The organism is Bartonella sp. AP19HLJMH, assembly GCF_042196245.1.
Taxonomy (GTDB): Bacteria; Pseudomonadota; Alphaproteobacteria; order Rhizobiales; family Rhizobiaceae; genus Bartonella.
Genome location: NZ_JBHIPX010000011.1, coordinates 61,682 through 67,681, shown reverse-complemented (window position 1 = coordinate 67,681; position 6,000 = coordinate 61,682). Strand labels below are relative to the sequence as shown.

The 6,000-nt window shown below is 38.3% G+C and carries 5 protein-coding genes; all 5 read left to right on the top strand.

Features of this window, described 5'->3' with window-relative positions; genetic code table 11:
• The first annotated feature begins 3 nt into the window (after positions 1-3).
• The 5 genes from ACFINR_RS06425 to virB11 are packed head-to-tail and all read left to right on the top strand — an operon-like array spanning position 4 to position 3,840.
• Positions 4-129: a TrwH protein gene (locus ACFINR_RS06425; protein ID WP_375607609.1), complete on the top strand. Its 126-nt coding sequence runs from the start codon at positions 4-6 to the stop codon at positions 127-129.
• The gene (locus ACFINR_RS06420) at positions 126-827 is read left to right on the top strand and encodes a virB8 family protein (RefSeq protein ID WP_375653398.1); all 702 of its coding nucleotides are present in this window, start codon (positions 126-128) and stop codon (positions 825-827) included. The genes ACFINR_RS06425 and ACFINR_RS06420 overlap by 4 nt, the downstream gene beginning before the upstream one ends.
• A gap of 13 nt (positions 828-840) precedes the next feature.
• Positions 841-1,647 (top strand): P-type conjugative transfer protein VirB9, encoded by an 807-nt coding sequence (gene virB9 / locus ACFINR_RS06415; protein WP_375606008.1) that lies wholly within the window; start codon positions 841-843, stop codon positions 1,645-1,647.
• Positions 1,647-2,804 carry a type IV secretion system protein VirB10 gene (gene virB10, locus ACFINR_RS06410; protein WP_375653410.1) on the top strand — a complete coding sequence of 386 codons (1,158 nt, stop codon included), beginning with the start codon at positions 1,647-1,649 and terminating at the stop codon, positions 2,802-2,804. The genes virB9 and virB10 overlap by 1 nt, the downstream gene beginning before the upstream one ends.
• Positions 2,779-3,840, top strand: coding sequence for a P-type DNA transfer ATPase VirB11 (gene virB11, locus ACFINR_RS06405; RefSeq protein WP_375618302.1), 1,062 nt, complete (start codon positions 2,779-2,781; stop codon positions 3,838-3,840). The genes virB10 and virB11 overlap by 26 nt, the downstream gene beginning before the upstream one ends.
• Positions 3,841-6,000 lie beyond the last annotated feature (2,160 nt).

The following is a 6,000-nucleotide window of genomic DNA, read 5'->3' as shown; positions in this document are numbered from 1 at the left end:
CTTATAATTTTGATTGCAAACCTTTTATCGGCTTGTGCATTAGCACCAAAGCTAAAACAGCCCAATGATAGGAACCGTGTGCCCATTAATAAAACAATCCCTGCCGAAATCAAGCGAGGAGACAGATGAAAACAAAACAAGCAAAACCAGTGAAAGCCGAACAACTTAGAAGTTATTATGAAGAAAGCCGTGGCTTAGAACGTGATCTTATCAATGAATTTATAAGGTCGCGCAGAACGGCATGGCGTGTTGCGAGTACTGTGGGTCTTTTTGGCTTATTCGGTATGATATGTGGAGTTGTTGGATTTTCTCAACCAGCTCCAACTCCCTTAGTATTGCGCGTTGATAATACGACGGGTGCAGTTGATGTTATCTCAATCATGCGTGAACACGAAGAAAGCTATGGCGAAGTTGTAGATAGATATTGGCTAAATCAATATGTGCTTAACCGCGAAACTTACGACTACGATACTATTCAACTGAACTATGACACAACAGCACTTTTAAGTGCGGCATCTGTTCAACAAGAATATTATAAAATCTATGATGGAGAAAATGCACGGGACAAAGTGCTTTCCAACAATGCACGTATCACAGTTAAAGTACGATCAATCCAGCCTAATGGACTCGGTCAAGCAACTGTACGTTTTACGACTCAGCAACTTGACAGCAACGGTGCTGCTACTGGACCAAAACAGCACCAAATTGCAACAATTGGTTACACCTATGTTGGTGCACCCATGAAATCATCTGATCGATTGCTTAACCCCCTTGGTTTTCAAGTAACAAGTTACCGTTCTGACCCAGAAATACTGTTGAATGATTAAGGAATTGATTGTTATGAAAAAACTTGCGTTTGTTGTTCTATTGTCTTCGTTTTCTTCTCTTTATACGGTACCTGTTCAGGCGCTCAAAAGTCCATCAAATTCACAGTATGATCACCGCATTCGCTATATAACATATAACGAAGCCGATGTGGTTCAAATTGAGACAGTTCTTGGTGTGGCAACACATATTATTCTTGAAGAAGGTGAACAGTACATAACTCATGCCTTTGGCGATTCTGAAGCCTATGCCTTTGCTCATAAAGGGCGGCATATTTTTATTAAACCAAAAGCAGAACTTGCCAATACCAATCTCATCGTTGTAACCGACAAACGGAGTTATAAATTCCGACTACAATTTCGGAATGACCGTGCGGGATCAACATATGAATTGGCTTTCCATTATCCCGATTCAAACGATGAAAAGTCAGAAGAAAACAATCGACGCCTTGCGATTGAACGTGGTTTTCACCAAAGCGTCAACGGCTATAATCTCAGTTATACCATGAGTGGTCACCAAGATATTGCTCCGATAAATGCTTGGGACAATGGGCGTATTACTTACTTCAAATTTCCCGCTAACATGGATATGCCATCGATTTATGTCGTAGATGCTGAAGGTAATGAAAGCTTAATACCACGCACCGTTATCGGCAGTTCTAATGATATTATCGCCGTTCATAAGGTCAATCCTAAATGGCTTATACGGCTTGGTAAACGCGCTCTAGCTGTTTTTAATGAAGCCTATGACCCCAATGGCGTACCAAACACAACAGGGACAGTATCTTCGGTGGTTTATCGTATCAATAAAGGAGGAAAATGATGTTTGACAATAAGGAAGGAGAGGGAAAAGGTACAAAACTGGACAACGTCGAACAAAAACATATTGAAGGTACCTATGGAGGGTCCGAACTAGGTTCTGAACGTCGTCCAACAATTCCAGGTACCCGTGCATTGTTAATGGTAGGACTTATTGTCATAGTAGCGATACCGATTGCCTTGACTTGGAAAGCTTTTAAAATGCGTAATACCGTGGAGGTTGAGGAAGAAAAACCACAACAAATAGTACAGCAAATTATACCAAACTATGTCCCTCGGATTATAGAAGAGCCAAAGATTGTAGAAGAAGCAGAAAAATCAACACAACCAGAAGATTCAAACTTGGATATTCCACCGGCATTGAGTAAACTTCTTCAAACAGCCATTCCTCCACATATGCTCCAAGATTCTGAAGAATTAGCACGCAAACGTATGCTCAGTTCTAGCCTTAACAACGGTGGTAGCGAAGGATCTACAGATACAAATAATAAAGCATCGAATAATGATAGAGGTAATGGCGTATTATTTGATAACCTTCAGCCCGTGCGTTTAGGTCAATCACATGCGATGCAACTTCGTAACCGTGACTTTTTGATTACACAAGGAACGCAAATAGATTGTACGTTAGAAACAAAAATCATTACATCACAACCCGGAATGACGACGTGTCATTTAACACGCGATATTTATTCCACGAGTGGACGTGTTGTTTTGCTTGACCGTGGTTCTAAAGTTGTTGGTTTTTACCAAAGTGGCATACAACAAGGACAAACGCGCGTGTTTGTGCAATGGTTACGCATTGAAACGCCTTCTGGTGTTGTTGTCAATCTTGACTCACCAGGCACAGGTCCTCTGGGTGAAGCGGGTATTGGTGGCTGGGTTGACAGACATTTTTGGGAACGATTTGGTAGTGCAATTATGGTAAGCATTATCGGTGATTTAGGAGAATGGGTAAGAGGAAAAGTTGGTAAAAGCAGCAAAGAAAATAAAGATAACTCACAAAATAAAGGAGCTCAGAATGCTGAATCTATAGCAGTCGATGTTCTTCAAAATTCCATCAATATCACACCAACACTTTACAAAAACCAAGGCGAACGAGTAAATATTTTTGTTGCTCGTGATCTGGATTTCAGCGATGTCTACAGTCTCGTCACACGTTAACCCGATACAAAAAGATCAAGCAGTTTTTCAGCTTCTGCAACCGCTTGATTGTTTTTTAGAAGATCCCACGATCACTGAATTATCGATTTGCCGCCCCTGTGAAGTATGGACGAAAAGCTTTAAGGGTTGGCAAGTACATAGCGTACCAGAGTTAACAACCACTTTTTTGCAAACGCTTATTACAGCTATTATCGTTTATAACGGTATGGCTCCCAGAAGTATTAATTATGTGCTCTTGCCTGGTGGACAACGTGGTACAATTATACAAACACCAGCTGTTGTTGATGGTGCTCTTTCCTTTGTAATTCGTAAACATTCTCTCATAGTTAAAACGTTAGAAGAACTCAAAGAAGAAGGGGCATTTGACGATTTTTCTGATGTAAGTTTTAATAAGCCTTCAGCAAAAGAAGCCAATAACTTGTTATCGAGGCAGGACTTCACACGGTTGGAACCATTTGAAGTTCAACTCTTACAAAGTAAACGTGAGGGAAAAATTCTTGAATTTTTGGAAGAATGCGTCCTTCACAAACGCAACATTATTATTGCAGGCAAAACAGGATCTGGTAAAACAACATTTGCGCGCTCTTTAATTGAAAAGGTCCCTGTAGAGGAGCGTATTATCACAATTGAAGATGTTCATGAGCTTTTTCTACCCAATCATCCCAATCATGTACATATGATTTATGGTAACAATGTAGGCCGTGTTTCAGCTGAAGAATGCCTAGATGCGTGTATGCGTCAGTCGCCTGACAGAATTTTTCTCGCTGAATTGCGAGGCAATGAAGCATGGGAATATCTCAATTCGCTCAACACTGGTCATCCCGGATCGATTACAACAACGCATGCCAACAGCGCTTTGCAAACATTTGAGCGATGTGCCACCTTGATTAAAAGATCAGAAATTGGCCGGCAACTCGAGTTAGAAATGATAAAAATCGTTCTCTATACAACAGTTGACGTAGTGTTGTTCTTTAAAGATAGAAAACTCTCTGAAGTCTTTTACGACCCGATTTTTGCTAAATCAAAAATCGCTTAAGGTGAGCTTCCTCTCTCGGTAATATGAAGCAAACAAAAATAGCCGTAACTAATTGTTACGGCTATTTATTTAACTTTTCCTATTCTCTTTGCTTCTCCGATGGATTTTCTACACTCTTCATGAAGAAAAAAAGAAAAAAGTTAATAGACAACAACTCTACGAGAAAACCAAATTATACATAAGGCTCTCTTTATTCTCTTGCCTTTGATCATTCTTTCCATTTACCTTTTGAAAAAGTATCTTTGATGCAAAAAAGAAAAAATAGCTGCAAAATAAATATTTAAACAAAAGAAAAGAATAAATTTTGATTCGCCTATCAATGAAAGCTTCGTAAAATAGGTACTTTCGATCATCACAAATAATTATCGTCATCAAGACCAAAACTTATCGTTTAAAAATTCTAAGCGCTATTTTCAAGTGATTAATAAATATGTTTTTTAACCAAACAATCTCCAAATACGGAAAACCTCATACGAAATAAATTATCATTTCGATTTAGCATCCATAAACCACGTTCTATTTGGTAATAAAAAGTATAGTGGTATATAGACGTCTTCTTCGGACGAAGAAAGATTCTTAACCTCCAGTTGTTCGTAAACAACCAAATTTCTCTTAGGCAAGCTTTGCTAACCATATCACGTGGCTTATGTCCCTCTCCTAAAGACGATATCCATAGATTCCATAAGGTAAGCTCTACTCTGAATATTCCTGCTCTCTTCTCTGCACCACAAAAAGCAAAAATTCCTAAAAGAACAGATCTACAATCACTCTTCTTAAGCCACGTCACATTGACTTATAAAGAGTTTTCATTATTTTGCGTGTTGGATAAAAGATCTTAGTACCGTAGGATTCTCTCATTTCAAAGCTGTTTATTAACCAAAACCATGTCTCTTGCACATTATAAGTAAATAAAGCCGTATAGAATGAAACTGTACAAAAAGCACTAAAAATGCCTTTTATAAACCATCCAAAATGCCCCAAATTGTCACAATATTGGGAGTTTGCAAAGTGTCTAATGGCACCCAACTTGCTCTTTTATGAAGTGTAAAAATGGAGATGCTCTATAAATTTTATATTGTTCATCGGGGCTTTACCATTATACCATCCACGAGCTCTGTAATGAAATAAGCTTAGGCACCTTAAAGAAAGGTTTCTTAAAAACAAGCGTGCAAATTGACAAGCAAAGTGTATTTGGCTCGGGACGTTCTGTTTTACATAAGGGTTTTGATCTTATTAAAGAACGAGAGAAACAAAAGCGTGAAGCAATGCGTAATCTCTATTATTTAAAAGACATTACTCTAGATGCTTTTGAAAGTCGTAAAGCAGAATTAAAAATGATGCTAAAATGGAAACTGGTTTGCACCTTTACAGCTTCATATTCTCCTCAAATTAGGAGGCTGTATAGCGACTTTCAAAGATTACGTCAACAGAGATACATAATACTCTTAACTCCCATCTGATAAGTGAAAGCTGCAACAGCAAAAGCTCTTTTAGAAAAACAACGCCATAAAGTCATTAATAAACCGGCAATGAATTGGAGAAATGTTCCAGATTTTTATCAAACACTCTGCAAAGCAACAATAATGATACAACTGGCTTTGCATCTGCTTATTTTTACAGGTGTTCGTACCCATCTCTTGCATCAATTCGTGAAGATCAGATTGAAGAGGATATATGAACAATTCTTGGCTCGAGAATACGAACGGTCTGCGTGATACTACAGGAGATTTCGCATGCCATTATGATCACAAATATTAAAAATTTTAAAATAAGCACGCTTGTTTTTTCGCAATGATTTCTGTTTTCTGTAACCGGTCGTAGTCCTTATTAAGGTGAATTTCCCATCACAATATATAAGAGAGATTAGACTAAAAACCTGTCCACGTAGATTTCTCTCTCATTTACGTAATTGGCTAACAGACTCCACCTACCACACCTCAAAGGACGAAGCCTCTTAACACGCAAACTAATCTGCAAACAATCCGCCCCCTCGCCTAGCAGATTTCACCTTCTAACCACTCTAATTACCACATCCTAAATACGATAGTATTTTATGGCACAACAGAATAAATACCAAAACAATAACTGATTATACCGTTAATACTTGGACACCTCTTTTTCATGTTAAGAAATATCTTTTATGCTGAAAAATAAAAAACA